The sequence below is a fragment of the Bacillus sp. FJAT-27251 genome (assembly GCF_001273925.1).
GTDB lineage: Bacteria > Bacillota > Bacilli > Bacillales > Cytobacillaceae > Mesobacillus_B.
In genome coordinates, this window is the sequence record NZ_LIGG01000001.1 from 2,105,859 (window position 1) to 2,129,830 (window position 23,972).

At 44.3% G+C, this 23,972-nt stretch carries 27 protein-coding genes; 18 read left to right on the plus strand and 9 right to left on the minus strand.

Annotation, left to right across the window (positions count from 1 at the left end):
• Positions 1 to 162: 162 nt before the first annotated feature.
• Both ADU22_RS09910 and ADU22_RS09915 read right to left on the minus strand, forming a co-directional pair.
• Complete coding sequence (locus ADU22_RS09910; RefSeq protein WP_053362011.1) at positions 163 to 399, minus strand: glutaredoxin family protein; 237 nt, start codon at positions 397 to 399, stop codon at positions 163 to 165.
• 13 nt (positions 400 to 412) lie between these two features.
• The gene (locus tag ADU22_RS09915) at positions 413 to 1,363 is read right to left on the minus strand and encodes an MBL fold metallo-hydrolase (RefSeq protein ID WP_053362012.1); all 951 of its coding nucleotides are present in this window, start codon (positions 1,361 to 1,363) and stop codon (positions 413 to 415) included.
• Between the two features lie 214 nt (positions 1,364 to 1,577).
• Here ADU22_RS09915 and ADU22_RS09920 point away from each other — a divergent pair, with 214 nt between their 5' ends.
• From ADU22_RS09920 to ADU22_RS09960, 9 genes are all read left to right on the plus strand, one after another.
• Positions 1,578 to 1,814 (plus strand): YkuJ family protein, encoded by a 237-nt coding sequence (locus ADU22_RS09920; RefSeq protein WP_046525928.1) that lies wholly within the window; start codon positions 1,578 to 1,580, stop codon positions 1,812 to 1,814.
• Positions 1,815 to 1,935: 121 nt separating this feature from the next.
• Positions 1,936 to 2,376 carry a cyclic-di-AMP-binding protein CbpB gene (cbpB, locus tag ADU22_RS09925; protein ID WP_053362013.1) on the plus strand — a complete coding sequence of 147 codons (441 nt, stop codon included), beginning with the start codon at positions 1,936 to 1,938 and terminating at the stop codon, positions 2,374 to 2,376.
• A 135-nt stretch (positions 2,377 to 2,511) separates the two neighbouring features.
• Positions 2,512 to 3,951, plus strand: a complete 1,440-nt coding sequence (locus ADU22_RS09930; RefSeq protein WP_082253002.1) for an MDR family MFS transporter — start codon at positions 2,512 to 2,514, stop codon at positions 3,949 to 3,951.
• A gap of 11 nt (positions 3,952 to 3,962) precedes the next feature.
• Complete coding sequence (gene ccpC, locus ADU22_RS09935; protein ID WP_053362014.1) at positions 3,963 to 4,850, plus strand: transcriptional regulator CcpC; 888 nt, start codon at positions 3,963 to 3,965, stop codon at positions 4,848 to 4,850.
• Between the two features lie 80 nt (positions 4,851 to 4,930).
• Positions 4,931 to 5,641, plus strand: coding sequence for a 2,3,4,5-tetrahydropyridine-2,6-dicarboxylate N-acetyltransferase (gene dapD, locus ADU22_RS09940; protein WP_053362015.1), 711 nt, complete (start codon positions 4,931 to 4,933; stop codon positions 5,639 to 5,641).
• 71 nt (positions 5,642 to 5,712) lie between these two features.
• The gene (locus tag ADU22_RS09945) at positions 5,713 to 6,834 is read left to right on the plus strand and encodes an N-acetyldiaminopimelate deacetylase (RefSeq protein WP_053362016.1); all 1,122 of its coding nucleotides are present in this window, start codon (positions 5,713 to 5,715) and stop codon (positions 6,832 to 6,834) included.
• A gap of 10 nt (positions 6,835 to 6,844) precedes the next feature.
• Positions 6,845 to 7,300 (plus strand): redoxin domain-containing protein, encoded by a 456-nt coding sequence (locus ADU22_RS09950; RefSeq protein ID WP_053362017.1) that lies wholly within the window; start codon positions 6,845 to 6,847, stop codon positions 7,298 to 7,300.
• Between the two features lie 94 nt (positions 7,301 to 7,394).
• Positions 7,395 to 8,330: a DUF4349 domain-containing protein gene (locus tag ADU22_RS09955; RefSeq protein ID WP_053362018.1), complete on the plus strand. Its 936-nt coding sequence runs from the start codon at positions 7,395 to 7,397 to the stop codon at positions 8,328 to 8,330.
• Between the two features lie 77 nt (positions 8,331 to 8,407).
• Entirely contained in the window at positions 8,408 to 9,064 is a 657-nt protein-coding gene (locus tag ADU22_RS09960; protein ID WP_053362019.1) for a potassium channel family protein, read from the plus strand.
• A 113-nt stretch (positions 9,065 to 9,177) separates the two neighbouring features.
• Here ADU22_RS09960 and rnjA read toward each other — a convergent pair whose 3' ends face one another.
• The 4 genes from rnjA to ADU22_RS24205 form a co-directional block, all read right to left on the minus strand.
• On the minus strand, positions 9,178 to 10,845 hold the full coding sequence (gene rnjA, locus ADU22_RS09965; protein ID WP_046525920.1) for a ribonuclease J1: 1,668 nt from the start codon (positions 10,843 to 10,845) through the stop codon (positions 9,178 to 9,180).
• 3 nt (positions 10,846 to 10,848) lie between these two features.
• Complete coding sequence (locus ADU22_RS09970; protein ID WP_046525919.1) at positions 10,849 to 11,061, minus strand: DNA-dependent RNA polymerase subunit epsilon; 213 nt, start codon at positions 11,059 to 11,061, stop codon at positions 10,849 to 10,851.
• Positions 11,062 to 11,587: 526 nt separating this feature from the next.
• A complete protein-coding gene (gene def / locus ADU22_RS09975) occupies positions 11,588 to 12,142 on the minus strand; it encodes a peptide deformylase (protein ID WP_053362020.1) in 555 nt (184 codons plus the stop codon).
• A gap of 131 nt (positions 12,143 to 12,273) precedes the next feature.
• A complete protein-coding gene (locus ADU22_RS24205) occupies positions 12,274 to 12,402 on the minus strand; it encodes a YjcZ family sporulation protein (protein ID WP_082252823.1) in 129 nt (42 codons plus the stop codon).
• 207 nt (positions 12,403 to 12,609) lie between these two features.
• Between ADU22_RS24205 and ADU22_RS09985 the strand changes: the two genes are divergently transcribed.
• The 5 genes from ADU22_RS09985 to lpdA all read left to right on the plus strand — a co-directional run bounded on the left by ADU22_RS09985 (position 12,610) and on the right by lpdA (position 18,699).
• Entirely contained in the window at positions 12,610 to 13,275 is a 666-nt protein-coding gene (locus ADU22_RS09985; protein WP_069187971.1) for a YkyA family protein, read from the plus strand.
• A gap of 470 nt (positions 13,276 to 13,745) precedes the next feature.
• Complete coding sequence (pdhA, locus tag ADU22_RS09990; protein ID WP_053362022.1) at positions 13,746 to 14,861, plus strand: pyruvate dehydrogenase (acetyl-transferring) E1 component subunit alpha; 1,116 nt, start codon at positions 13,746 to 13,748, stop codon at positions 14,859 to 14,861.
• A 3-nt stretch (positions 14,862 to 14,864) separates the two neighbouring features.
• Entirely contained in the window at positions 14,865 to 15,842 is a 978-nt protein-coding gene (locus tag ADU22_RS09995; RefSeq protein ID WP_053362023.1) for an alpha-ketoacid dehydrogenase subunit beta, read from the plus strand.
• Positions 15,843 to 15,936: 94 nt separating this feature from the next.
• Positions 15,937 to 17,286 carry a dihydrolipoamide acetyltransferase family protein gene (locus ADU22_RS10000; RefSeq protein ID WP_053362024.1) on the plus strand — a complete coding sequence of 450 codons (1,350 nt, stop codon included), beginning with the start codon at positions 15,937 to 15,939 and terminating at the stop codon, positions 17,284 to 17,286.
• A gap of 3 nt (positions 17,287 to 17,289) precedes the next feature.
• Positions 17,290 to 18,699 (plus strand): dihydrolipoyl dehydrogenase, encoded by a 1,410-nt coding sequence (gene lpdA, locus ADU22_RS10005; RefSeq protein ID WP_053362025.1) that lies wholly within the window; start codon positions 17,290 to 17,292, stop codon positions 18,697 to 18,699.
• A 45-nt stretch (positions 18,700 to 18,744) separates the two neighbouring features.
• Here the strand turns inward: lpdA and ADU22_RS10010 are convergent, their stop codons facing one another.
• A complete protein-coding gene (locus tag ADU22_RS10010) occupies positions 18,745 to 19,140 on the minus strand; it encodes a hypothetical protein (RefSeq protein ID WP_053362026.1) in 396 nt (131 codons plus the stop codon).
• A 184-nt stretch (positions 19,141 to 19,324) separates the two neighbouring features.
• On the opposite strand from ADU22_RS10010, the gene ADU22_RS10015 reads away from it, so the two are divergent.
• Complete coding sequence (locus ADU22_RS10015; protein WP_053362027.1) at positions 19,325 to 19,567, plus strand: hypothetical protein; 243 nt, start codon at positions 19,325 to 19,327, stop codon at positions 19,565 to 19,567.
• Positions 19,568 to 19,621: 54 nt separating this feature from the next.
• On the opposite strand, the gene ADU22_RS10020 is transcribed toward ADU22_RS10015, so the two are convergent.
• Positions 19,622 to 20,056, minus strand: coding sequence for a DUF1885 family protein (locus ADU22_RS10020; RefSeq protein ID WP_053362028.1), 435 nt, complete (start codon positions 20,054 to 20,056; stop codon positions 19,622 to 19,624).
• Positions 20,057 to 20,199: 143 nt separating this feature from the next.
• Between ADU22_RS10020 and ADU22_RS10025 the strand changes: the two genes are divergently transcribed.
• The 3 genes from ADU22_RS10025 (at position 20,200) to ADU22_RS24215 (ending at position 22,311) form a co-directional block, all read left to right on the plus strand.
• Positions 20,200 to 20,499 carry a DUF3055 domain-containing protein gene (locus ADU22_RS10025; RefSeq protein WP_053362029.1) on the plus strand — a complete coding sequence of 100 codons (300 nt, stop codon included), beginning with the start codon at positions 20,200 to 20,202 and terminating at the stop codon, positions 20,497 to 20,499.
• Positions 20,500 to 20,621: 122 nt separating this feature from the next.
• Positions 20,622 to 21,952 (plus strand): IS3 family transposase gene (locus ADU22_RS24210; protein ID WP_231687861.1). Its coding sequence is split into 2 segments (ribosomal slippage): positions 20,622 to 21,003 and positions 21,003 to 21,952, totalling 1,332 coding nucleotides; the frame shifts between segments, so codons are not numbered across the junction.
• Between the two features lie 239 nt (positions 21,953 to 22,191).
• Entirely contained in the window at positions 22,192 to 22,311 is a 120-nt protein-coding gene (locus tag ADU22_RS24215; RefSeq protein ID WP_082252824.1) for a GapA-binding peptide SR1P, read from the plus strand.
• Between the two features lie 93 nt (positions 22,312 to 22,404).
• Here the strand turns inward: ADU22_RS24215 and ADU22_RS10040 are convergent, their stop codons facing one another.
• Complete coding sequence (locus tag ADU22_RS10040; protein WP_053364521.1) at positions 22,405 to 23,874, minus strand: aminotransferase class I/II-fold pyridoxal phosphate-dependent enzyme; 1,470 nt, start codon at positions 23,872 to 23,874, stop codon at positions 22,405 to 22,407.
• Positions 23,875 to 23,972 lie beyond the last annotated feature (98 nt).

Sequence of the window (23,972 nt, forward strand, 5' to 3'; positions counted from 1 at the left end):
CTGCCTTAGACCAAGCCTTAAATAATGAATACTGGTTTAAAGCTGGATTAAAGCAATTATCAAACATTGTTTCATAAACTTTCGAACCGCCGTATACCGGACGGTACGTACGGTGGTGTGAGAGGACGGGGGTTAATCACCCCCTCCTACTCGATTATGAGGCTATTCAAGGCTTAAAGTTTTTTTTAATTTTTCCAGTTCAAATCCGATGATTACTTCATTGCCGGCTACAACGGTGGGTGTTGAGTATGCTCCATAAACCTGTGTCAGCTCGTCCCTTGCTTTAGGGTCTGATGTAATGTTTTTTTCTTCAAAGTCCACCTGATGTTCTTTTAAAAACATTTTGACGATTTGGCACGGAGGACAATCGTTCTGGGTATATATAGTTATCTGTGACATCATGCTGCCTCCATTATTTTTTTCTGGTTAGGTAATCGACTAGGCCCATCGAACTTATTTGAAGGTCGAGAGAGAGAAGTTCAAGAATGGGGTCTTTATCATTCAGCCCGTTTTCAAGCAAATGATTTTTGACTCTTTCATAAAGTTTTTGTGCGGCAAGGTTCGTCCGTTCCTCAAAATCACTGCCTTCATCAAAGGCAGCTTCTGCGGTGGAACAGAATACTTCCAGCCAGTACTTTACCTGGCGGTATGCCTCTGCTGGATGTTCCGACATGCCGAAGTGTCCAAAGAAAAGGCGTTCGGGTTTTAGCTGTTCAAAGGTTTCAAGTGAATGAAGCATCTTGTCGGGATCAAATTGATTGGGTGAAGTGGAAGGGATATACAATTCAATCCCTTTTCGAGCAAGTTGAGGATAATATATGCCAATTGTATCACCGCTGAACAACCCCTTTACCCCTGGATGAAAAATGCTGAAATGATGGTTGGCGTGCCCGGGGGAATCATGGAATGTCAATATACAATCTTCACTGACTTGGAGCGTTTCACCATCAGCCTTCACAAGAATATTTTCTTCAGGAACAGGCAGGATGGGATCGAATAATGCCTCGAATTTTTCCCGATAGACGGCTTTGGCGCTGGCGATTAATCTTGAAGGGTCTGCTAAATGGCGTGCGCCTTTTGGGTGGACAATGATTTTTGCATTTGGACAATATGTAAGCAATAGCCCGCAGCCGCCTGAGTGGTCGAGGTGAATATGGGTAACGATGATGTATTTTATGTCTGAAGGTGGAAGGCCAAGGTCTTTAAGGCCAGCCAGGATATGCTGGACGGATGGGCTAGCGGAGGTTTCAATCAGTGTAATGTCATCCTCCAACAGCACATAGCTTCCTGTCCGCTCCTCCATACCGAGGTCGTGACCATCGATTAAATGGATTTTTTCCGTCAACTGCATAGGTTTTCCCAATAAAATTCGCTCCCTTCAAAGGTTTTGCTTGTACAAATGCCTCTCATTATTTTATTCTGTTAATATTGGCATGTAAAGGAATAGGACTGGACAATTCAGAATTTATTTCATCAGGCATAGAAACATGTCAAAAGAGAACCCTATTGTTAAATCTGATTTATGGAGATTAGGAAAGCGCCGTATTCGCTTTTTTAATTTTGAAAGGAGAGGAACTATGTCACAGCTTCAAGGTATTATTACACGATTGAAGAGTCTTCAGGAAACGGCTGCCAGCGGAGAACCTGCCCAGCGTTTTTTTGAGGTAAACGGTGAGCGAAAGTGCCAGGTAACGTATCATCCAAAAACAGAAACGTATGAACTGGAAGTTTACAATGAGAAAGAAAAGCCAAAGAAATACCAATTTGACAATATTGATATGATCACCATTGAAATATTCGATCTAATTCAATAAAAAGGGGCCGTGATGGCCTCTTTTTTACTTAGTCGCTGAAAGCGGTTAATATAACGACACCACCAAAGAAAGTGTGATAAAATAGGGAAGATAGAAATCCATTCTAGGGAGTTTTTCGACAATGCCTTCTCAACAAAGTGGAGAATTTTTACAGATGAATATTAAAGACTTGTTAATATCTGCTGAACGTGTGGCTCATGTGCAGATTGGAAACAGCCTTGAGCATGCACTGCTAGTATTGACCAGGAGCGGTTATACAGCTGTACCGGTATTGGACCCTCATTTTCGCCTGCATGGCCTGATTAGCACACCAATCATTATGGATTCCATTCTGGGAATTGAACGCATAGAGTTTGAACTGCTCGAGCTGAAACGGGTGGAAGAAGCCATGAATAAGTCCATTCCGAGAATCAATATCAACGCGACGCTTCAATCTTCTCTTGGGCATCTGGTGGACCATCCCTTTTTATGCGTGGAAGATGATGACGGGCTTTTTGAAGGGATCCTAACCAGAAGGGCCGTGCTGATGCAATTGGAAAGGTTCCAGCTTAACAAAGGATAACTGCAGCCCCCGGAAAAAGCGGGGGCTTCATTTTTTCACATGGAATGAGGTGATTAGGTGAGGGKGGAACAGAATATCGCACGTTCTTCAAAGCGTCAGCTTCAGACAAAAAGACCGCTTGTCCTTGCTGCCGTCATGCTGGCAATGTTCATGGGGGCGATTGAGGCAACGATTGTTTCAACGGCCATGCCTGCCATCGTCGGGGACCTGGGAGGCTTCTCGCTGTACAGCTGGGTATTTTCAGCGTATCTATTAATGAACGCGGTAACGGTCTTAATTTATGGAAAGCTATCAGATTTGTTTGGGAGAAAGCCGATCCTCATTTTTGGAATTATCATTTTTCTTATCGGGTCGATACTATGCGGTTTGGCCCCCTCCATGGAGCTCCTTATCCTATTCAGGCTGATCCAGGGTTTCGGTGCGGGTGCCGTTACTCCCGTAGCAACAACTATTGTTGGAGATATATACACCAAAGAAGAAAGGGCCAAAATACAAGGGTACCTATCAAGTGTATGGGGAATCTCAGCCGTTTCAGGACCGGCAATTGGGGGGCTGCTGGTCGAATTTGTCAGCTGGCGCTATGTTTTCTGGATCAATATTCCCCTCGGTTTCCTTGCCATTGCGGGTATTTGGTTCTTTCTGCACGAGAACATTGAGAAGAAAAAGCGTTCCATTGATTATCGCGGTGCGGTATTGCTGACATTCGCCATAAGCAGCTTTATGATATTGCTTGTCGAAGGCGKGGTGCATATTTCCTGGACATCTATCCAGGCGGCTGCCCTCATACTGGTCAGCGCGGCAGCATTCACCCTGTTTGTTTTAAATGAACGAAAAGCGGTCGAACCCATGATGGACTTCAGCATGTGGGGGGTACGTCCCATTTTCATTGCCAATATTACCTCGCTTGTAACTGGGATCATGCTGATTGGCATATCCAGCTTTCTGCCCGCGTTTGTCCAGGGGGTCATGGAAAGGTCGCCAATTGTTGCCGGCTTTACGTTAACGGCGATGTCAATTGGCTGGCCGATTGCCTCAACGGTTTCAGGCTGGCTGTTATTGAAGATTGGCTTTCGCACCACTTCATTACTCGGTGGAGGAGCCCTCATTATCGGCAGCCTCTTGTTTGCCACACTTTCACCTGAGGGAGGACCGCTATGGGCAGCAGCCGGATCGTTCATGTTTGGTGTAGGAATGGGTTTGACGAGCACTGCTTTTATTGTGTCCATTCAGGGCACAGTTCCATGGGAGCAGCGGGGAGCTGCTACAGCAGGAAATATGTTTATGAGAAACCTTGGAAATACAATAGGAGCGGCTCTTTTGGGCGGAATTCTCAACAGTGTGCTTCAAAGTCATTTAAAGGATAAAGGAGACTTGGGGATAGGTGAGATAACCATCGACTCAATGAATTTACTTTTAAATGAAAGCGACAGAAGAGCCTTGCCAGTTGATGTGAAGACATTTTTGCAGGAAGGGCTGACAGGCGCACTGCATACCGTTTACCTTGTTTTGGTCATACTCGCTGTTATCAGTCTTGTGCTAATGGCTTTCCTGCCGAAAAAAGAGGTTGAGCATTAGGGGGAATAAGTATGTCTTCTTTGTCCGAGTTCCATTTGCTCTCGATTCTTGCTCAGGAAATGAATATGAGAAAGGCCGCAGAGCGTCTTTTTGTGTCCCAGCCAGCGCTATCCCAGCGCTTGCAGACGATTGAAAAGGATTGGGGGGCAAAACTGTTTATCCGTTCACAGAAGGGGCTTTCCCTAACCCCTGCAGGCGAGATTGTCCTTCAATTTGCCCAGGAGATGCTGGCGAAGGAGGAAAAGGTGCGGGAAGCCATTTCTTCGCTCGATGCTGAGGTTTACGGGACTCTGAAAATTGCTGTCGCCTCCATTGTTGGCCAAAATTGGCTTCCGCAAGTACTGAAAAAGTTTGTCAGCAGGCATCCGCAGGCAAAGATTTCATTAATTACAGGCTGGAGCAGCGAAATTGCCAAGGCGCTTTACGAGGACCAGGTTCATATCGGTATCATCAGGGGGACACCGGACTGGAAGGGGGTTAAGATTCATTTGTTCCAGGATACGCTGAATCTTGTCGATACCGAGATCATGAGGCCGGAACAGGTGCTGGAAACGGATCGGCCCTTCATCCAGTTCAAGAGTGATTCAAATTACTATCAGGAAATCCAGGATTGGTGGCTGCGCAACTTTCAAACGCCTCCCAAAAGAACGATTATTGTCGATCAGATTGAAACATGTAAACAAATGACCTTTAACGGAATCGGGTACGCGATCCTGCCCGAAATTACCCTTAGCGGCGGTGAAGAAAACATCTTTAAAATCCCTCTTCTTGATGAGGATGGAAAACCTATCAAACGGGATACGTGGCTGATAGGCTATGAATCGGCCTTTCAATTGAAGCAGGTGCAGGCCTTTATTGAGATTATCAAGGAGCATTTGGAAAGTTCGGCAGATTCATAAGCAATTTCTTGTGTAAAGCAGTTTCGTTTGGTAAAGTAATTTTTAGCTGAAAATGCATAAACCTAATGGAGGTGCTTCAAATGAACATGATGGACGCAAACGAAATTATTTCTTTCATTCAGAACAGCAAAAAGGCAACACCTGTTAAGGTGTATGTAAAAGGAAATCTTGAAGGCCTGGATTTTGGCTCCGATTCCAAGACATTCATCTCGGGAAACAGTGGCGTCGTATTTGGTGAATGGGCAGAAATCAATTCTGTGCTTGAGGCTAACCAAGATAAAATTGATGAGTATGTGGTGGAAAATGACCGCAGAAACTCCGCCATACCGCTTTTGGATATGAAAAACATCAAAGCCCGGATTGAGCCTGGCGCAATCATTCGCGATCAGGTGGAAATTGGCGATAATGCTGTCATCATGATGGGTGCCTCCATTAACATTGGTGCTGTGATCGGGGAAGGCACAATGATTGATATGAATGTCGTCCTTGGGGGACGTGCGACTGTGGGGAAAAACTGCCATGTAGGGGCAGGGGCTGTCCTTGCAGGCGTTATCGAGCCGCCTTCTGCAAAGCCTGTCATTGTGGAGGATGAAGTAGTCATCGGTGCAAATGCTGTTGTCTTGGAAGGTGTGACAGTCGGAAAGGGTGCTGTTGTTGCAGCAGGTGCGATTGTAGTTGACGATGTACCGCCAAACACGGTTGTTGCAGGAATACCTGCACGTGTGATCAAGGAAATCGATGACAAAACAAAATCAAAAACGGAAATCAAGCAGGAACTGCGCCAGCTTTAAGTTTGGTGTATGGAATGTTTTAAAAGCGCGGAGTGTATCCGCGCTTTCTTTCTAGGCAAGGAGGCTCTCAAGTGGATACATTTATTAATATCAGAAGGGATCTTCATAAAATTCCCGAGCTTGGCTTTCAGGAATATAAAACCCAGTCCTATTTGCTGGAATACCTTCAAACTCTTCCTCAGGACCGGATGGAGGTTAAGACCTGGAAGACAGGAGTATTTGTGAAAATCACGGGTCTGAACCCTCGTAAAACGGTGGGATATCGTGCCGATATCGATGGCCTGCCAATTACAGAAGAAACAGGACTGGAGTTCAAATCTGTCCATGAAGGCAGAATGCATGCCTGCGGCCATGATTTTCATATGAGCATCGCCCTTGGATTGATCCATCATTTTGTCAAGAACCCTGTTCATGACGATCTCCTGTTTATGTTCCAGCCTGCCGAGGAAGGCCCTGGCGGGGCAGAACCAATGCTGAATACGGATATTATGAAGGAATGGAAGCCGGATATGATTGTGGCTCTTCATATTGCCCCGGAATACCCGGTAGGCACGGTTGCGCTCAAAGAAGGATTGCTCTTTGCCAATACCTCGGAACTGTTTATCGACCTGGTAGGAAAAGGAGGGCATGCTGCCTATCCCCACAAAACCAATGATATGATCATTGCCGCCTGCAGCCTGGTCACCCAGCTTCAAACGATTGTCTCCCGGAACGTTGACCCATTGGACAGCGCTGTTGTCACAATTGGGAAAATCACTGGCGGTACAGTCCAGAATATCATTGCAGAGAAGGCAAGGATTGAAGGCACAATCCGCACGCTGTCACCTGAGTCAATGGCAAAAGTCAAACAGCGGCTGATGTCCATGGTCCGTGGTATAGAGGTCGGCTATGAGTGTGAGGCAGAAGTGGATTTTGGCGCCATGTACCATCAGGTTTACAATGAACCTGTGTTAACAAGGGAATTTATGGAGTTCGCCGGGAATATGGGGCAGTTCCAGGTAATAGAATGCAAGGAAGCGATGACAGGAGAAGACTTTGGCTATATGCTGAAGGAGATTCCAGGCTTCATGTTCTGGCTTGGGGTGGACTCTGGCTTCGGACTTCACCATTCCAGGCTTAATCCAGACGAAAAGGCAATCGGGTCGGCCATTTCCCTTCTTACATCGTATATCCAATACAAGTGTTCAAGCTGAGGTGTGAAAAATGAAATTACGGGAACCGATGCCCGAACTGTCTGGGGCGACAGAATGGCTGAATGGGAAAATGACAAGGGAAGAGCTGATAGGCACTGCACCTGTCCTTCTCCATTTTTGGTCGATCAGCTGCCGCCTGTGCAAGGAGGCAATGCCCCAGGTCAACGAGTTTCGCGATAAATTTAAGGACAGGCTCAAGGTGATTGCGGTGCATATGCCAAGGTACGATAATGATCTGGACCTCGAGGAAATTAAAAGGGTTGCGGCAGAGCATGAAATCACACAGCCAATCTTCATTGATAATGACCGTCATCTGACAGACCGCTTTAAAAATAAATATGTGCCTGCTTATTATATCTTTGATAAAGAAGGCAGGCTCCGTCATTTCCAGGCGGGGGGCAGCGGAATGGGCATGCTTGAGAAGCGGGTAAATCGGATACTGGATGAACTTGAAAAAAATGAATGAAACCAAAAAGGCAGGTCTTATGGACTGCCTTTTTTAATTGGTAACTTTATCCTGTTTCACACGTCATATAAATAAATGAAATGGGGTGTGGTGCATGGAGGGAATCAAAAAAGTCCTGTCTTTTATTTTAATTTTGCTGCTTTTGGCTGGTTGCAGCGGCATGGGACAGTCCGAAAGCAAGATGTCGGAATCAGGGGACAGTGCAGTGGAACAAGCAGAAGGAGAAATGTCAGTCCAGGACAGGGATTCAAACATGAAGAATGAAATGGCCACCGACGGAGGCAGCACTGAAGAGGCAGGGACGGAAGCACTGCCAGAGGAGCGAAAGGTCATTTATACAGCTGAGATCCATCTTGAGGTTAAAGACTTGGGCAAAGCCCAGAAGGAGTTCGAGGCTAAGGCATCTTCCTACGGGGGGTACATAGTAGAGTCCACTGCAAATGCACATGAAAATCAGCGCAGCGGTACGATGACTTTCAGGGTTCCTCAAGAGCATTTTTCATCATTTATCTCAGATGCCGAGAACGCAGCGGCAAGGGTGGCTAACCGCCATGTAAGCGGCCAGGATGTTACCGAAGAATATGTCGACCTGGAGGCAAGGCTTCGCTCTAAAAAAGCCGTGGAAGCAAGGCTGCTGGATTTTATGGAAAACGCCAAAAAAACCGAAGACCTTCTGAAGATTTCGTCTGACCTATCCGCTGTCCAGGAACAAATCGAACAATTGCAAGGAAGGATCAAATACCTTCAGAACCAGACATCCTACTCGACTATCACCATTTTTATGGAGGAAAGCCCGCATGTGATGGCCAAAAGCGATCTTAATCTCTGGCAAAAGATAGAAAAGCAGTTTGCGGTCAATATAAATTTGCTGCTCTCCATTATGTCCGGCCTTATCGTTGCGCTTATTGGGAATTTGCCAATATTGTTCATGCTGGCATTCCTTCTGGCTTTGGTTTGGGCCGCTCTCAGAAGAAGAAAAAAAGGCAGGAATCCCTCAGGAGCTCCCATGGAACAGCAGCCGCCAAAATAACGGATGAAAATACCCTATTGCTTAAGGGGCCGTTATGCTAAGATAGGACTGTAACTGGACTGTTTGGGGGGAACGATATGAAAAAGGAATTTGCTGTAATTGGTTTAGGCCGCTTTGGCGGAAGCATCTGCAAGGAATTATCCGAGCAGGGTGTCCCTGTCATGGCAATAGATAACAACGAGGAAAGGGTCAATAAGTTTGCAGCTATCGCCTCTCATGCCGTTTGTGGTGATACAACGGATGAGCAGGTGCTAAAAAGCCTGGGAATCCGCAACTTTGACCATGTGATTGTTGCCATCGGCGATAATATCCAGGCAAGTATTTTGACAACTCTAATGCTGAAGGAACTTGGTGTAAATAAAATAACGGTTAAAGCCCAAAACGATTATCATGAAAAGGTGCTGCGCAAAATTGGCGCTGATTTTGTTGTCCATCCGGAAAGGGATATGGGAAGGCGGATTGCACATAATATAGTTTCCAATAACGTGCTGGATTACCTTGAGCTTTCCGATGAACACAGCATTGCGGAGATTGTGGCCAGCAGCAAGCTTGGCGGACATTCAATCATTGATTTAAATATCCGCGCCAAGTATGGAATCAATATTGTAGCTATTAAAAGGGGAAATGATATCCTTGTTTCTCCCCAGGCGGACGAATTGATCCAAACTGGTGATATTCTTATCATCATTGGCGCAGACACAGATATCAACCGTTTTGAAAAGAAGGCATTGTAAGAAAAGCGGAAGCGCCTTTGGAACAGCTTTAAGGCTTTGTGCCATCTTTCTCATCTAAAACAAAAAATGCCGCACAGCTGTGCGGCATTTTTTTTATGGCTTAAAGACACAAATTATACTTCCATGATGATTGGCAAAATCATTGGGCGCCGCTTTGTTTTTTCATAAAGGAACGGTGCAAGTGTATCGGTGATTTCGTTTTTGATTTCTGACCACTGTGTCGTTTTTCTTTCCATCACTTTGTTCAGGTGCTTTGTAATGAGGCTTTGGGCATCATTGATAAGGTCCCCTGATTCTCTCATATACACAAATCCTCGCGAAATCAAATCAGGGCCAGCTGCAACTTTAAAGTCCTTCATGTTGATGCTGACGACCACAACGACGAGTCCTTCCTCAGACAGGATTCTCCGGTCGCGAAGGACGATATTTCCGATGTCGCCAATCCCGCTTCCATCGATATACACGGAACCTGATGGAATCTTTCCGGCAACCTGGGCTTCATCATTGCTAAGGGCAAGCACATCGCCATTATCCATGATAAAGCAATTTTCTTCTGGTACTCCACAGTCGACTGCCAATTTGGCATGCATCTTCTGCATTCTGAACTCTCCATGGATCGGCATGAAGAATTTTGGGTTAATCAGCCTGAGCATCAATTTTTGCTCTTCCTGCCCGCCATGCCCGGATGTATGAATGTCGCTTAGCTTGCCGTGGATGACTTCTGCCCCTGCACGCGAGAGCATATTGATTGTCCTGTTGACACTGATTGTGTTTCCAGGGATTGGGGATGAAGAAAACACGACGGTGTCTCCAGGAATGATTTGTATTTGCCTGTGCGTGCCATTGGCAATTCGTGAAAGGGCAGCCATTGGCTCTCCCTGGCTTCCTGTGCAGAGGATGGTTACCTGGTTGGCAGGCAAACGGTTGATCTGCTGGTGGTCAATGAAAGTATCCTTGGGTGCGCGGATATAGCCGAGCTCCTGTCCGATGGTTATTGCTGCTTCCATACTGCGTCCGAAGACAGCGATCTTTCTCCCGTTGGCTACCGCTGCCTCAGTCACCTGCTGCAGACGGTGGATGTTGGAGGCAAAAGTGGCAAAGATGACTCTTCCATCCACTTTTCGGAAGATATCATGGATGGTATTGCCTACTTTTCTTTCCGACATGGTGAAATTTGGCACTTCGCTATTTGTGCTGTCAGACAGAAGGCAGAGAACGCCTTCCTTCCCAATTTCGGCCATTTTAATCAGGTTGGCTGGCTCGCCGACTGGTGTAAAGTCAAACTTGAAGTCCCCTGTATGGACAATCTGCCCAGGAGGTGTCTTAACAACAATCCCATAGGAATCGGGGATGCTGTGGGTCGTCCTGAAGAAAGTAACGGATGTTTTCCGAAACTTGATCACATCGTCTTCCTTGATTTCAATCATTTTTGTCTGGCGAAGCAATCCATGTTCTTCAAGCTTGTTGCGAATCAAACCGAGGGCAAGCTTTCCGCCATAAATCGGTACATTGATCTGCTTCAGCAGGTAGGGAATGCCGCCAATATGGTCCTCGTGGCCGTGAGTGATGAAAAGCCCCCTGATTTTATCTTCATTTTTCACAAGATAGGAGTAATCAGGAATAACATAATCGATTCCCAGCAGCTCATCCTCTGGAAATTTAATGCCGGCGTCAATTAGGATAATCTCATCCTGAAACTGGACAGCGTAGGTATTCTTTCCGATTTCACCCAGTCCGCCCAAGGCGAAAACAGCGGTCTGGTCATTTTTAACAAATTTCATATTTTAATCATTCTCCAATACTTCGAAATATTCTTTTTGCTGTTCATATTCAAGATAACTACCCTCTACAGCCTGTACATATTCAATATTATAGGGGCGGTTTTTGAGCTTCGTCCGAACTTCCCTTTCCGACCCTGCTTCAATGTACAAAGTTTTGGTCTTTTCCCTTACTGGGACCTCTTTGATTTCTTCCTGATAGTAAACTTTAAAAATCATCAGACTCTCTCTCCTTATTGTCATCGCTTTTTTATTTAAAATTTAACATTTATAATCGTATCCCATAACCTGTTTGAATGGCTTCATCCCGTTATTTTCCACTTAAACAAATGTACAATAATGAAGGAGCCCTTCGCAAGTTTGAAGGGCTCAAAATTTTTAAGCGATAGTTTTTTTGCGAAGCATATCTTTCCACTGTTGCAAGAGCTTGCGTCTTAGCTTCTTTAACATAGTGGATCATCTCCTTACTTCTTATTTTAAACCATCCTTGTCCAATGTAAAGCAAACAAGGAAAGTTTTGCCGAATTTTAACTAAATTTCTTTCTTTTTATCTATATTATATGATAAAATTAGAGATTTTATTGTGTGTTACAGGTTATTTCATAAATATGTTGGATTTTGAAAACGGGAATGTCCACCTAATGCCGACCCTTTTTTTAAAATAGTATGAGCAGCCTTGAGGCTTATCATCCGGGAATGGGAGGAGCAAATAAAAAAACCTGCAAACTTTTTGCAGGTTTCTTCCTTACCTCTCAATCACTGTGGCGTTTTCGATTTCGGCAAAAGGGTTTTGTTTGTTAATGTGATCGTAGAACATGATTCCGTTCAAGTGATCAATCTCGTGCTGAAAAACGATGGCTGGCAGACCTTTTAAACGCAATCTGATTTCCTTCCCTTCCAGGGTCGTTCCTGTTACGGTCACTCTGGCATATCTTGGGACATACCCAGGAAAAGGTTCATCAACAGAAAGACATCCTTCCCCGCTTTTTAAATAGGACCGTTCGACTGAGTGGCTGACGATTTTTGGATTGAAAATTCCGTAGCTGTACAGTTTCTCCCTATCGTCATGAACATGGACAGCAATCATTCGCTTGGAAACATTTATTTGCGGTGCAGCCAGTCCGATTCCGGGACGAAGTCCAAATTTTTTTGCCATTTCAGGGTTTTGGCTGTTTATCACATATTGGAGCATTTCCTGAAGTATTTCATGATCTTCTTCTGATGCAGGCATCTGGACAGGTTCAGCGACTGTCCGCAGGGAAGGGTGGCCATCCCGTACGATGTCGTCCATAGTCAACATATTAAGGTTCACCTCAAAATCAGTATATGTACACCTTAGTCTAACAAATGTCACTTATAAAGTTAAAGCATATTCACAGGAAATAACCGCTGAAAAGGAAGATGCAAAAGTCGCATCTTCCCCAGCTAAAATTAATTCCAGCAGGCACAGCCTACAATAATAAGAAGGATGAACAGCACGACGATGAGGGCAAAGCCTCTGCCAAAACCGCCGACGTATCCTGGATAGCCGCATCCATAACCATATCCGTATCCAAACATAAAGGTAAACCTCCCCTTCTTTTTTTCGCCCTTAGCATGGCGATTAATATAAAATATGAAAGCACGGTCAAAATGTATGGGCGGATGCCCATAATCTGAATATTCCCGGAAAGTATTTGGGTGGGTGAGGCAGATGGGCATTCCCAAGGTTGTCAAAATACACTAAAATCCGATATAGTGAAATGGAAGCTGTAAGGAGGTCGTATTTTGGCAAACTATCGGAAAATCCTTGTTTTTGTTTTGTTGATATCTCTCACTGCTTTCGCGGCTGGATGCATGAACCGCCAGGACCCTGCGGAACAAATTTTTACCAAGCTTGAGGAAGTCGTCCAGATTGAGAAGGCCTTTGAGGAACAGCAGGAGCCTCTTGTGAAACTGGAACAGGAAGAAAAGGAACTTTATGCAAAAATCATTGAATTAAATATGGAACAGCATGACGAAATTGTCCGCTTGGCAGATGAAGCAATCACCATCGCCGATAAAAGAAAAGAGCATCTCGATAAAGAAAAGGAAAGCATAGAAGAATCGAGGGAGGAATTTGGCGGAGTGGAAGGAATTGCTGACAAACTCGAAGATTCTGAGCTGGAAAAGCAAGTGGCGGATCTTCAGCAGCTGATGCTTGATCGCTACGCCATTCACGATGAACTATATAAAAGTTATACTGACGGACTGTCCTATGACAAAGCGCTTTATGAACTTTTAAAGGATAAAGACCTGACCATCGAAACTCTTGAGGAGCAAATCAACAAGGTGAATGCTGCCTATGATGAGGTTCTCTCGGCTAATGAACGATTTAATGAAAAAACAGACCAGTATAATAAAGCTAAGCTCTCTTTTTACGATGCTGCAGGGTTGAATGTGGAGACGGAATGATATCAATATAATATTTCCCCCCTTTTTAATAGTGAGTATCGGTTCCGTAAAGGGACCGATGCTTTTTTTTTACCTGGCTTTGAAAGAAGGGAGAAAATTAAAAATGATACAGGTATATTATTTTTATAGTACAGTTTGTTCGAAAAGGATGCTTAAGAGGTGTGGGAATCTGAAACATTGTATTTGACGGGAGCTTTTTGGATATTGTACACTAAGGGACGTGAGAGTTGAATGTGTATCATTAAAGTTTGAAAATGAGATAGTACAGCCAGCAGGAAGCCTTGTGGCACAAATGCCTTGTTTGTGACTGCACTTTCTGTGGAAAACTACATAGTGGTGTTACGACGCACCAGTGCTGAACTTTAAGATGTATTTTCAACTCCCTGATGGAAAATTCACCGCTTTTGGGTACGCTATACCTGTATAAAAGATTAATTAATGTGATTAGGAAAGGAAGAGGTGACTTTTAGATGGCATCTAAAACAAAGAATACGATGGCTGACTCTGTAAAACAGCTTGAGCAAATTCAAGATGGATTTGAAACATTGCAAATCCTAAACGAAGAAGGGGAAGTTGTAAATAAAGCCGCTATGCCTGACTTGGCGGACGAGCAGCTTCAGGAATTAATGAAGAGAATGGTTTATACAAGGATTCTCGACCAGCGTTCCATTTCCCTGAACCGCCAGGGACGCCTTGGTTTTTATGCTCCGACAGCAGGGCAGGAGGCTTCCCAGCTTGCATCCCAATTTGCCCTTGAAAAAGAAGATTTCATTCTTCCAGGCTACCGTGATGTTCCGCAAATGATCTGGCATGGCCTTCCGCTTTATCAGGCATTCCTGTTCTCACGCGGCCACTTCCACGGCAACCAGATTCCTGAAGGCGTAAATGTGATTTCCCCGCAAATCATCATTGGTGCACAGTACATCCAGGCCGCTGGTGTTGCTCTTGGTATGAAAAAGCGCGGCGCCCAGTCTGTCGCGATTACTTATACAGGTGACGGAGGAGCTTCTCAAGGGGACTTCTACGAAGGCATTAACTTTGCTGGTGCATATAAAGCTCCTGCCATCTTCATTGTTCAAAACAACCGTTTTGCCATTTCTACTCCTGTTGAAAAGCAGTCTGCTGCCAAGACGATTGCCCAAAAGGCTGTTGCAGCCGGAATTCCTGGAGTACAGGTGGATGGAATGGATCCTCTTGCTGTTTATGTTGCAGTCCGCGAAGCTCGTGAACGTGCCGTTAATGGCGAAGGACCTACGCTAATTGAAACAATGACCTACCGTTATGGTCCGCATACAATGGCTGGGGATGATCCAACACGCTATCGTACAGCCGACCTTGACAATGAGTGGGAAAAGAAGGATCCGCTTGTCCGTTTCCGCAAGTTCCTCGAATCAAAAGGAATCTGGAATGAGGAAATGGAAAACGAAGTGATTGAAAAGGCAAAAGAAGATATTAAAGACGCAATCAAAAAGGCTGACGAACAGCCAAAACAAAAGGTGACCGACTTAATGTCCATCATGTATGAAGAAATGCCGAGTCACCTTCAGGAACAATATGAAATTTATACAGAGAAGGAGTCGAAGTAAGCCATGGCTCAAATGACAATGATTCAAGCTATTACCGATGCGATGCGCGTTGAGCTTCGCAATGATCCGAATGTCCTCGTCTTCGGGGAAGACGTTGGTGTAAACGGAGGGGTATTCCGTGCAACAGAAGGACTTCAAGCAGAATTTGGGGAAGAGCGGGTATTTGATACTCCGCTTGCAGAGTCCGGTATCGGCGGTCTGGCAATTGGACTAGGCCTGCAAGGCTATAGGCCTGTAATGGAAATCCAGTTCTTTGGTTTCGTTTATGAAGTAATGGACTCAGTTGCGGGACAAATGGCTCGTATGCGTTATCGTTCTGGCGGAACTTACACTTCTCCTGTAACGATTCGTTCTCCATTTGGCGGCGGCGTACATACGCCTGAAATGCATGCTGACAGCCTCGAAGGACTTGTGGCACAGCAGCCTGGCCTAAAAGTGGTTATTCCATCCACTCCATACGATGCCAAAGGATTGCTTATCTCTTCAATCCGCGATAATGACCCGGTTGTTTTCCTTGAGCATATGAAGCTTTACCGCTCCTTCCGCCAGGAGGTTCCTGAGGAAGAATACACCATTCCATTGGGAGTAGCCGACGTCAAGAGGGAAGGCACGGACCTTTCCATTATTACTTACGGTGCAATGGTTCATGAATCATTAAAAGCTGCCGAAGAGCTGGAAAAAGAAGGTCATTCTGTAGAGGTAATCGATTTACGTACTATCATGCCTTTCGATATCGATACAATCATTGCTTCCGTTGAAAAAACCGGCCGTGCGATGGTCGTTCAGGAAGCTCAAAAACAGGCAGGGATTGCAGCACAAATCGTTGCAGAAATCAACGATCGTGCAATCTTGAACCTTGAAGCTCCGGTTTTGCGCGTGGCAGCTCCTGATACTGTATTCCCATTCTCACAAGCGGAAACTGTATGGCTTCCGAATTATAAAGATGTAATTGAAACAGCTAAGAAAGTTCTTACATTCTAATAACACTTAAAAAAATCAGTGGTCTCTTTTCAGCCCCGCATTGGATGGGGCTGGACAGACACTTACGTTTTTATAACTAGGAGGGTGATTTTTAGTGTCATTCCAATTTAAAATGCCAGACATCGGTGAAGGCATTCATGAAGGGGAAATCGTTAAATGGTTCGTAAAGCCTGGCGATAAAATCCAGGAAGACGATGTCCTTTGTGAAGTTCAAAATGATAAAGCGGTAGTAGAGATTCCTTCTCCAGTGGCAGGAACAGTTGAAGAAATCCTTGTAGAAGAAGGCACAGTTGCTACTGTTGGACAAACCCTGATCTCTTTTGACGCACCAGGTTATGAAAACCTGAAGTTTAAAGGTGATGAAGAAGACGCACCAGCAGGGGATGCCAAGACGGAAGCACAGGTTCAATCAACAATGGAATCCGGACAGGACCTTAAAAAAGAAGAAGCAAATGCTCCGGCAGCTCAGGGAGCAACGGGTGCAGCAGCGGCTTCAGCTCCAGAAGCTGAAGCAGACCCGAACCGCCGCGTAATCGCAATGCCTTCAGTGCGTAAATATGCACGCGATAAGGGCATCGATATCCGCCTTGTTTCCGGAACGGGCAAAAACGGTCGTGTTCTGAAAGAAGACATTGACAACTTCCAAAACGGCGGAGCAGAGGCGCCAGCGGCTGCGCAGCAGCAGGAAGCACCAGCGGCAGAAGCAAAAGCACCTGCAGCTCAGGCTGTTCCTCAGGGACAGTATCCAGAAACCCGCGAGAAGATGAGCGGAATTCGCAGAGCCATTGCCAAGGCTATGGTAAATTCAAAGCATACAGCTCCGCACGTTACATTAATGGACGAAATCGATGTAACCAAGCTGGTAGCCCACCGCAAGAAATTCAAAGAAGTTGCTGCACAAAAAGGAATCAAGCTTACATTCCTTCCATATGTGGTAAAAGCATTAACAAGTGCGCTGCGTGAATACCCAGCATTGAACACTTCTCTTGATGATGCGACTGATGAGATTATTCACAAGCATTATTACAACATCGGTATTGCGGCTGACACTGAAAAAGGTCTTCTTGTACCTGTTGTAAAAGATGCTGACCGGAAGTCTGTATTCACCATTTCAAACGAAATCAATGAACTTGCAGTCAAAGCCCGTGATGGCAAGCTCGCTCCGGATGAGATGAAGGGCGCTTCCTGCACGATTTCAAACATTGGATCTGCAGGCGGACAATGGTTTACTCCTGTCATCAACCATCCAGAAGTAGCTATTTTAGGTATTGGCCGCATTGCTGAAAAAGCCATTGTTAAAGATGGAGAAATTGTAGCTGCTCCGGTATTGGCTCTATCACTAAGTTTCGACCACCGCATGATCGACGGTGCAACAGCGCAGAATGCAATGAATCATATCAAACGCTTGTTAAACGATCCAGAACTATTGTTAATGGAGGCGTAATAAATGGTAGTAGGAGATTTCCCAATTGAAACAGATACTATAGTCATTGGTGCAGGCCCTGGCGGATATGTGGCAGCGATTCGTGCTGCCCAGCTTGGCCAAAAAGTAACAATTGTCGAAAAGGGAACGGTTGGCGGAGTTTGCTTGAATGTCGGATGTATTCCTTCAAAGGCTCTTATCTCAGCTGGCCACCGCTTTGAGAATGCGAAGCATTCTGAAGGCATGGGGGTTATTGCCGAGAATGTTACATTGGACTTCTCTAAAGTCCAGTCCTTCAAGGAAAGTGTCGTCAAGAAATTGACAGGCGGTGTTGAAGGTCTGTTAAAAGGAAACAAAGTAGATATCGTTAGCGGTGAAGCGTACTTTGTGGATGCTAACACCCTAAGGGTAATGGATGAAAATTCAGCTCAGACTTATACATTTAAAAATGCAATCATTGCGACTGGATCCCGTCCGCTGGAAATTCCTGCGTTCAAATATTCAAAGCGTGTCTTGGATTCTACAGGCGCATTGAATCTTCAGGAACTTCCAAAGAGCATCGTCGTAATTGGCGGAGGCTATATTGGAACTGAACTTGGCGGAGCTTATGCCAGCTTCGGCACGAAGGTGACAATTCTTGAAGGTGCGGATGAAATCCTTAACGGCTTTGAAAAGCAGATGTCTTCACTAGTAAAACGCAACCTGAAGAAAAAAGGTGCTGAAATCATTACAAAGGCCCTTGCTAAAGGTGTAGAAGAAAAAGAAGATGGCGTTGTTGTTACTTATGAAGCCAAAGGCGAAGAACAGAAGATCGAAGCGGACTATGTGTTTGTCATGGTAGGTCGCAAGCCGAATACGGATGAACTTGGCCTTGAGCAGGCAGGCGTGGAGCTGACCGATCGGGGAATCATCAAAATTGACAAGCAATGCAGAACCAATATCAGCAACATTTATGCTATTGGTGATGTTGTCGAAGGACCGCCGCTTGCCCATAAAGCTTCCTATGAAGGTAAAATTGCGGCAGAAGCCATTGCAGGCCATGCGTCTGAAATCGACTATCTGGGAATCCCTGCAGTCGTATTCTCAGACCCTGAATTGGCATCTGTTGGCTATACCGAAGCACAGGCGAAAGAAGAAGGCCTTGATGTTGTTGCTGCAAAATTCCCATTCGCAGCCAATGGCCGTGCCTTGTCCCTCAATGAGTCGGACGGTTTCATGAAGCTCGTGACACGCAAGGAAGATGGCTTGATCATCGGTGCCCAAATTGCAGGCGCTGGTGCTTCAGATATGATTGCCGAGCTTGGCTTGGCCATTGAGACTGGCATGACAGCTGAAGATTTGGCTATGACCATCCATGCACATCCTACCCTTGGTGAGATTTCCATGGAAGCAGCCGAAGTTGCATTGGGTAATCCTATCCATATCATTAAATAATGAATAAAAAAGTCCTTCCGTAAAGGAAGGACTTTTTTTTATGTCTTAACGGCCCTGTTGGGCTATGTTATCCGAAAGCGCTTGTGCCAATGGCTGGATGATTTTTTCCTTGGAGACAATGCCATCAATTTTAAGCACCACTTCGTCCTCGAAAAATACGAGTATGGCAGGGCTTTCCTTCACATCGAAAAGCTTATGATATTTATCTGCCTTGTCCCCGGATAGAACCATCATATTGCTGATTTCATTTGGGAAATCATGTTTAAGTTCAATAATGGCATCATAGTAGGCAACTTCGTGGTTGTAGTCTTTTTCATCAGAGAAAAAAACAATCTGCTTAATTTCATTATCAATATTCAACTCTTCATAATCCCCAACTGTATTGCACGAAGAAGAGAATAGCAGGAAGGAAGCGGCTAAAATAAAAGACAATACTTTCATTCATCTTGCCTCACTTTTCCGGGAATGGTTTTATGTTCATAATTCAAAGCCATTCTATCACAGCAAAATCGGAAATAGCCTGATGTCATTCAAATGTTACAAAAATGAAAAATAACAAGAATTTTCATTCATATAATAGAGAGGGGGGCCATTAAAGATACAGATTTAGAACGGGGGGATCAGGTTGAAATACTATTATGTTTTAATGCTGCAGCTAATCATTTGGAGTGCCTACAGCCTGATGGAATGGCTTTCCCAGCATGATCATCCAATTTATAATGGCCTAATGTTTTTAGTATTCTTTTATTTATCGAATGTAATTGGGAATGCAATCATAAAATCAGTCAAAAAAACATTGTTGGCCACTTTTGCGAGCCTTGGCTTGTATTCCATATTCCATATGGCAATGGCAGTTTTGCAAATCTGACGATAAGGGCGAGTGCTTTAAGCAAAAAAAAAAAAATGGCCATTTGGCCATTTTTTATTTTCGCGGATAAAAGTACATGATCCTGCCATTAAATAAATGCAGCTCTCCCTGTAATTTTTTTGCAAGGAATTTGCAAAATTCATTAGCTTTTCCTTTATCGCCGGCTGTTGCTGTTTCAGGAAGGGTGATTTGGATGTATGTTTGTTCCCATTTATCTCCGCTATCATCGGAGATTGTCTCTTTATCGATGCCCATGAGTATTAGATTGTAGCGGTCAAGCTGTGATTCAAGGTAAAACCAGGTTCCTTTCCCGCTAGCTTTTTCCTTGATTTCATAAGGGAAAGCAGATGCTTCATAGCTCCATCCAAGCTGGTCGCCGGTTTTGGCTGTAATTTCTTTATAATAATGAAACAACTCCTGTACCTCTTCCGTTGTAACCGTTTCCTTCGCAGATGAAGGTACTAGCTTAATATATGCGTTGCTGGACATTGGCCATCCCCCTATTTCTCTAATTCTATTTACTACTATTCTAGCACTTGAAAAATACACCGACAATATCCAACATCAAACTTGCATGTTTATACACTTATATGTTATAATATTCTAAATATTATAAAAGGAGGAGATGGCTGATGGATCTGTTCGAAAAGCTTTATGATGAACACGAAAAGGTAAAGGTGAGATTTGTCGGTTTTACTACAGATGACACCCGCTATGATTTTGGCATCGTGTACACTAATATGTTTTTCGGTAAGCCGCTCATTGTATGCATGCAGACTGGGCGTTCAACCCTCCTCGATCCAGCTGACCTTGATAATATCGATTACCTCCAAAAAACCTTTAGGATTCAGGATGTAAAACAGGCTTCCGATTTGGCTGAGTTTTTTCAGGAAACACTGCCTGCTATGCCTTTTGCCACTCAATATGAATAGACAATATAAAAACCAGGCCGTCCTAGAATGTACCCTATAGAGTAGACACCTAAAAAAAGTCTACCTATAGGGTACTTTTTTGTATAATTAAGCAATACAACATGAGGGACTGGAGAACGGTTATGAGTAAAAAGACTTTTACAGAGAAAGAGATCAAAAAGCTTTCAGCTAACAAATATGTTAAATCTGTATCTTCAAAAGGCATCACCTATACAGATGATTTTAAGAGATTATTTATAGCGGAAAAAGAAACAGGCAAATTGGCGAGAGAAATATTTGAAGAGTGTGGGTTTGATGCAGAGATCCTGGGGACGGAGAGAATTAGGTCAGCCAGTAAGAGATGGAAGAAAGCATACATGGAGAATGGGGTCGCTGGGCTACGCGATACCAGGTCGGGAAATTCAGGGCGTCCGAGAGACAGAGAACTGACATTAGAGGAGAAAAATGCCTGTCTGGAGGCACAAATCAACCTGCTTAAGGCGGAGAACGAGCTGCTAAAAAAGATACGGTTCGCGGAAAGGAGGATGAAGAAGTAGTCCTTCCCMCTTGCCAAAAGTATATCCTTATTCGTTCAGTGATTGAGAAATACAAGCTGAAGAATATGGTTAGCTATCTATGTACAATATCGGGTGTTTCAAGAAGCGGTTATTACAATTATTTTTCAGTGGACTCACAAAAACGGAGAGAGCAAAAAGAGGAGCAGGACCAGCTCGTAAAGGAAATGATTCTAAAAGCCTTCCATTTCAAAAAGCGTAAGAAAGGCGCACGCCAAATCAAGATGACACTGGCGGGTCAATTTAATGTTGTCTACAATTTGAAGCGCATTCGGCGAATTATGAGGAAATACGGGATTATCTGCCCCATTAGAAAAGCCAATCCTTATAGGAGAATGATGAAGGCCACAAAAGAGCACAGAGTGGTGCCAAACCTGTTAAAGCGTCAGTTTAAGCAAGAGATCCCCGGCAAAGTTCTGCTCACTGATATTACTTATCTAAATTACTCGAACGGACAAAGAGCTTACCTATCCGTCATAAAGGATGGGTCTACAGGTCAAATACTGGCTGAATATTTGTCTGACCGGATGACGATGGAACTAGCCACTAACACTCTACACAAGCTAAAGAAGAACCGTAATTTCAAGAAAGCAAAGGAAGCATTAATTCATTCGGATCAAGGGGTTCACTATACCCACCCTGACTTTCAAAAATTCGTTAAGAAGCTTGGGTTGCGTCAGTCAATGTCAAGACGGGGTAACTGTTGGGATAACGCCCCCATAGAATCCTTTTTTGGCCACCTTAAAGACGAGGTTAATATAAAKGGATGTAAGACGTTGAACGAACTTAAAAATGAAATTAGCAGGTATATTACTTACTACAACAACCAGAGATATCAATGGAACCTAAAAAAGATGACCCCTGTTCAATACAGAGATCATCTTCTTAAAGCTGCCTAGGTTTTTTTTAGAATGTCCTTTACAAAGGGTACACTTTATCCGCAGGCCTGGTTTTTTATGTTATCCTATTGGATTTAAGTACATATAAATATAAATTTAAATCTCTATATTCAGCAAATTTTTTTAATGTGTTATACAAATAAGGCTTGAAAAGTTAATAATGTTATATTATTATTGATTTAAAGATACTAAAACGCTTTCAGTAAGCTTAAAATTCGAATGAAAAGGGGTTTGAAAAGATGGGAACTATCGTATGCCAAACTTGCAATACCACAATTGACCACTTCGAAGATGAAAAGGTTTCAGTTCTTTATTCCAACAAATGTGAATGCTGCCACGATCACCAACAGGAAAGATAATAAAAATAAATGGGTATGCGATTCTTATCGCATACCCTCTTTTTTTTAACAATGCATGAATTACTCAAGGCAAACACGTTTACAGCCACAGTCTTATCTAATGGCTTTGTGTTCCTTAATTACTCGGATCATCTGAAGCTGGTCGTCTTCAGGACCCTGTACGGGGAGTCCAGCCTCGACATTCATCTTGATATATTCAAGATTCTCATCCGTGATGATCTCCCCGGGAATAAAAATCGGGATTCCTGGGGGATAAACCATAACAAACTCGGCAATGATCCGGCCGCTGGACTCGGCAAATGGTATCACTTCCGTATCAGCATAAAAGGCATCCCTAGGGGTCAATGCCAGCAGCGGAATATCTGGAAGGAAAACCTTGGCATGAACCTTTTCGGCCCGATGGTGGAATTCGGCGGATAATGCTTCAAGAGCACGGACCAGCGTATCTCCTTCGGTTTCCGTATCGCCTGGTGTAATGATACAAAGCAGGTTATACAAATCAGAAAGCTCAACTTCAATATTGAATGTTTCGCGCATCCACTTTTCAGCATCATAGCCTGTAATTCCCAGGTCTTTAACCGAAATGATGAGCTTTGTTGGATCATAGCCAAAAGTGGCTTTACTTCCAAGAATTTCTTCGCCGACACAATAAAGGTGTTCAATTTTGTTTACCCGTTCCCTGATGGACTGGGCCAGATTGATGGTGGCGCCAATCAGTTCTCTTCCTTCCGTCACAAGCCTTCTGCGGGCAACATCCAGCGAAGCCAGCAAGAGGTAGGAAGTGGAGGTTGTGGTCAGCATCGATATGATGGATTGCACACGTTTAGAAGAAACCAGCCCTTCCTTCACATTAAGGATAGAACTTTGGGTCATGGACCCGCCAAGTTTATGGACGCTCGTTGCGGCCATGTCGGCACCTGCCTGCATGGCAGACAGCGGCAGTTCATCGTGGAAATGGATATGGACTCCGTGTGCTTCATCAACCAAAACGGGGACGTCAAACGAATGGGCAATTTGGACAATCTGCTTCAAATCGGCAGCCACACCAAAGTAGGTTGGGTTGATTACAAGGACTCCCTTGGCGTCAGGATGCTGTTCAAGTGCTTTTTGGACAGCATCCGTTGTGATGCCATGCGAAATCCCGAGCTTTTCATCAATCTCAGGATGGATGAATATCGGGATGGCGCCTGAAAACACAATAGCTGACATAACAGATTTATGGACGTTTCTAGGGACGATGATTTTATCCCCTGGCCCGCATACGGTCATGATCATAGTCATGATTGCCCCGCTTGTTCCCTGGACAGAGAAGAAGGTATGATCAGCGCCAAATGCCTTGGCAGCTAAATCCTGGGCTTGTTTGATGATTCCTTTGGGGGAATGAAGGTCGTCCAGCGGCCCAATGTTGATCAAGTCGATAGACAATGCATTATCGCCGATAAATTCCCTGAATTCAGGATCGATGCCGCTACCCTTTTTATGGCCCGGTATATGAAACTGGACAGGATTCTTTTTTGCATGTTCTTTCAATGCGGTGAATAATGGTGTTTGATTTTGGGACAACAATGGCTTGTACACCTCTTTATTTTAAGTTACTTTATTCATCCATTTTTTCAAAACAAAATGCATTATAGCACTATTCATACCCTTTGCATAGAAAA